The sequence below is a fragment of the Methylobacterium sp. CCH5-D2 genome, assembly GCF_001556475.1.
GTDB classification, from domain to species: Bacteria; Pseudomonadota; Alphaproteobacteria; order Rhizobiales; family Beijerinckiaceae; genus Methylobacterium; species Methylobacterium hispanicum.
In genome coordinates this window covers 1-4,105 of the sequence record NZ_LSIX01000689.1, presented here as the reverse complement: position 1 = coordinate 4,105, position 4,105 = coordinate 1, and the positions used below count along the sequence as shown (strand labels likewise).

Genomic DNA, 4,105 nt, shown 5'->3' with positions numbered 1-4,105 from the left:
GCCGAGGAAGAGGAACACCACGACCACGACGAGCACGAAGGCCTCGACGAGCGTCTTCCGCACCTCGTGCACGGTCTCGGTGATGAAGGCGGTGGGATCGTAGGTCACCGTCCATTCGAGGCCCTCGGGGAAGGCCTTGGCGAGTTCGCCGACCCGGCGCCTGACCTCGCTCAGCGTGGCGATCGCGTTGGCGCCCGGCGATTGGTAGATCGCGATCACGGTGGCCGGGCTGCCGTTGAGCCGGGTCTCGCGGTCGAGGCTTGCCGCGCCGAGATCGACGCGCGCGACGTCGCCGAGGCGGAGCAGCGAGCCGTCGGGATGGGTGCGCAGCACGATGTTGCGGAACTGCTCGGCGGAGGCGAGGCGCCCCTGCGTCTGGATGTTGAGCTGGAGCTGCTGGTCGTCCGAGATCGGGCGCGCGCCGATGCGCCCGACGGGCGCCTGCACGTTCTGCGCCCTGATGGCGCCGATGACGTCGCCCGTGGTCAGGTTGAGACCCGTGAGCTGGTCCGTGCGCACCCAGGCGCGCATGGCGTAGTCCTGCGGCCCCCATAGGGTGGCGTCGCCCACGCCCGGCGTGCTCCGGATCCGGTCGAGCAGGTTGATCGTCACGTAGTTCGAGATGAAGAGCGGGTCCTGCATCGCCTTGGGCGAGTAGACTGCCAGCACGCCGAGCAGAGCCGAGGACTTCTTCTTGACGGTGACGCCCTGCTTGCGCACGTCCTCGGGCAGCTTCGCCAGCGCGATCTGGACCCGGTTGTTGACGTTGACGGCGTTGATGTCGGGATCTGTGCCGAGTTCGAAGGATCCGGTGAGCGTGTAGCTGCCGTCGTTGCCGCTGACGCTCTTCATGTAGATCATCTTGTCGACGCCGACGACCTGCGACTCGATCGGCTGCGCCACGGTCGATTCCACGACGCCGGCGGCCGCGCCCGGATAGGTGGTGGTCACGGAGACCTGGGGCGGCACGATGTCGGGATACTGCGCCACCGGGATGGTGAGGAGCGCCAGCGCCCCGGCGATCGCGGTGACGATCGCGATCACCACGGCAAGGCGCGGCCGATCGACGAAGATGGCGGAGAGCATCGGGTCAGGTCCTGCCGACCGCGGGCCCGGCGGGCGTCGCCCGCACGGGGAGGCCCGGCCGCACGCGCTGGAGCCCGTCGACGATGACGAGTTCGCCGCCCGAGAGACCCTCGTCGATCACGATGTCGGGGCCGCTCCCGCCCGAGCCCGGCGTCACGCGCCGCGTCACCGCCCGGCCGTCCTCGACGACGAAGACGTAGACGCCGCCCTGGTCGGCGACCAGCGCGGCCTGGGGCACCACGACCCGCTCCTCCGGCTTCCCGGTCTGGAGGGCGACCTGCACGAGCTGGCCGTCGCGCAGGTCCCCCGCCGGGTTCGGCAGGCTGGCCCGCACCAGCACCGTGTCGGTGATGCGATCGACGCTGATGTTGACGAAGTTGATCCGCCCGACCTCCCCGTAGACCGAGCCGTCGGAGAAGCGGATCCGCACGGCGATCCGGCCGCGGTCGGGGCGCTCGCCGCCCTGCTGCACGCGCAGGAACTCGCGCTGGCTGACCGGAAAGGCGACGTAGATCGGGTCCTGGCTGACGATGGTGGTCAGGACGCCGCTGTCGGGCCCCACCACGTTGCCCTTGGTCACGCTCGTGCGCCCGATCCGCCCGCCGATCGGCGCGGCGATCCGGGTGTAGCCGAGGTTGATCTGGGCGGTGCGCAGGTTCGCCTCGTCGCCCATCACCGCGCCCTTGGCCTGATCGAAGGCGGCGCGCGCCTGGTCCCTGGCCACGGCGGTGCCGGCATTGCGATCGAGCAGGTCCTGTGCGCGCTGCAGCTGGATCGCCGCCAGGGTCTGGGCCGCCTGCCCGCGCTCCAGCGCGCCCTTGGCCTGGGTCACGGCGGCCTCGAACAGGTCGGGCTCGATCCGGTAGAGCGGTGCCCCCTCCTTGACCGGATCGCCCTCCTTGAACAGCACGGCCTCGAGGAAGCCGGTGACGCGGGCGCGCACCTCGACGCGGCTGACCGCCTCCACCCGTCCGACGAAGTCGAGGGACTTGTCGATCGCGGTCCGCCGGGCGGCCACCGTGCCGACGGGCAGCGCGGCGCCCGGGTCGGTCTGGGAGACCGCTGCCGACGGCGGCGCCGCGGCGAGGACGAGGCAGAGGAGCAGCCGAGCCGCGCGGATCATGATCGCCTCAGCCCGTTCGTGAGACCAAGTCAGCCCTCGATTGTTGCAGGTCGGGCTTTTCCGGCTTGATCGGAGGAGACACGGGCCGGCCCGCGGGATCGCCCCCGTCCGACCGTCGGTGACGGTCGCGCTGGTGAGCCGCTCCGAAGTCCGCCCCGACGGCAGTTCCCGACGCGGGGGCTCCGTCGGGGCGATCGATCCGGGGGCGGATACGGGCGTCGGCAGGGCGATCGGCCGGCGCCGCGCCCCGGAGGGCGGTCGCTACGCGCTCGAGCGCCACACCCGCACCCTGACCGGGTCGCGGCGACGCAGCCGGCGCCTGTTCTTCGCCTACGGCCCGCGGAAGAGCCCGCCCGGGATCGACCGCGAGATGATCGTCGTGGGCGACGACGTCCTCACCCCGGCCGGCCGCTAGGGAGAAGCGGCCTGTCGGCGCAGGCCGAGACGTTCGGCGATGACGATGCCGCCGAGGACGAGGGCGAGCGCGACCGCCGTGTCCGGACGGAACGGCTCTCCCACCAGGACGACGGCTAGCACGGCCCCGAAGACCGGGATCAGGTTCACGAACATGCCTGCCCGGTTGGGGCCGATCAGCCCGACGCCGCGCAGGAAGGTCAGCTGCGAGACCAGCGAGGGGCCGAGCCCGACATAGGCGACGATCACCCAGCCCGCGCCGGTCGGCCAGACCAGATCGCCGTTCGCCCACTCGACCGCCACGAGCGGCAGGGACGTCAGGAACGCCGCAAGGGCCATGGCGGCGAAGAAGGTGAGGCCCGAGACAGCCGGCCGTCGGCGCAGGGCCACGGTGTAGCCGGCGTAGAACAGGCAGGCCGCGAGCATGAGGAGGTCGCCCCGGTTGAAGGCCAAGCTCCGCAGGACGCCCGGATCCCCGTGCGTGGCCGCCACCACGACCCCGACGAGCGTGACCAGCACGCCCACGGCCTGCATCGGCCCGACGGGCGTGCGGTAGGCCAGGAAGCTGCAGACGAGGACCATGACCGGGATCGCGCCCTGGATCAGCGCGAGATTGGTGGTGCTGGTGTAGGTGCCCGCGACGTAGAACAGCCCGTTGAAGGCCGTGTAGCCGCAGCCGCCCATGAGCAGGACGTAGCGCCAGTTCGGCAGGAGGCGGCGCCACTCGCGCGAGAGCGGCCGGGCCGCGAGCGGCACCAGCGTGACGCAGGCGACCAGCCAGCGCAGGCTCGTGAGGGCGAGCGGCGATACCTGGCCGACCGCCCACTTGCCTGCCACGGCGTTGCCGGCCCAGATCATGGCCGTGAAGGTGAGCAAGCCGTAGGCGACCGCGACGGATCGCGAGGCGGCCTGAGAAGCGGGCGGGCTGGATTGCGCGGGAGCCATGACGGCCCCTAGCACGCCTTCCGGTTGTTTGGTGGCGCCCCCGCGACGGGCGGGTCCGCACGCTGCGCGCGAGAGGCTGCCCCGGCTGCGCGGCGACCGTGGGATCTCCGGGGTCTCATAACCCACGGCGCTGTGTGCGAAGGCAAGGTCTTCGGGGCCCGCCCGCGCCGCGACAAACCCGCTCCACGCACTGCCGGGACCGGACGGCGCGTGACGGCGCGGTGCCGGCGAGGGCGCTGCGCCTCAACAACCTGTGGGGAACGCGTGCCCTCTCCTCCGCATCCCCAGGGATGGGCCGGGCGCTTAACCCCACGTTGTATCATTTGCCCAATCTTGAGGCACCGAGCGAGACCGCTCGCTCGGATCGGCGTCAGCCGGTCATGTCCCGACCGAACGGGGATGGAGAGGATGCGCAGGGCCGTCCCGGGTCACAGGGCCTCGTTGCGCGGCGACCGCCGGGGAAGCGTGGCCGTCCTCTTCGCCCTCGGCGGCACGGTCCTGGTTGGGCTTGTGGGCGGTGGGATCGACTACGCCCGG

At 71.8% G+C, this 4,105-nt stretch carries 4 protein-coding genes; 1 reads left to right on the top strand and 3 read right to left on the bottom strand.

Features of this window, described 5'->3' with window-relative positions; translation table 11 throughout:
• A partial coding sequence (locus AX737_RS18155) for an efflux RND transporter permease subunit (RefSeq protein WP_197430626.1) occupies positions 1-1,086 on the bottom strand: 1,086 nt, incomplete at its 3' end.
• Positions 1,087-1,090: 4 nt separating this feature from the next.
• Positions 1,091-2,209, bottom strand: a complete 1,119-nt coding sequence (locus tag AX737_RS18150; RefSeq protein ID WP_066923886.1) for an efflux RND transporter periplasmic adaptor subunit — start codon at positions 2,207-2,209, stop codon at positions 1,091-1,093.
• A 133-nt stretch (positions 2,210-2,342) separates the two neighbouring features.
• Between AX737_RS18150 and AX737_RS18145 the strand changes: the two genes are divergently transcribed.
• Positions 2,343-2,624, top strand: a complete 282-nt coding sequence (locus AX737_RS18145; RefSeq protein ID WP_156453817.1) for a hypothetical protein — start codon at positions 2,343-2,345, stop codon at positions 2,622-2,624.
• Here the strand turns inward: AX737_RS18145 and AX737_RS18140 are convergent.
• Positions 2,621-3,568 (bottom strand): DMT family transporter, encoded by a 948-nt coding sequence (locus AX737_RS18140; RefSeq protein WP_066923881.1) that lies wholly within the window; start codon positions 3,566-3,568, stop codon positions 2,621-2,623. The genes AX737_RS18145 and AX737_RS18140 overlap by 4 nt on opposite strands.
• Positions 3,569-4,105 lie beyond the last annotated feature (537 nt).

What these genes read in the sequence shown, in the direction of transcription:
- AX737_RS18150 (WP_066923886.1), bottom strand. Translation starts at nt 2,209, where the DNA reads ATGATCCGCGCGGCTCGGCTGCTCCTCTGCCTCGTCCTCGCCGCGGCG.
- AX737_RS18140 (WP_066923881.1), bottom strand. Translation starts at nt 3,568, where the DNA reads ATGGCTCCCGCGCAATCCAGCCCGCCCGCTTCTCAGGCCGCCTCGCGA.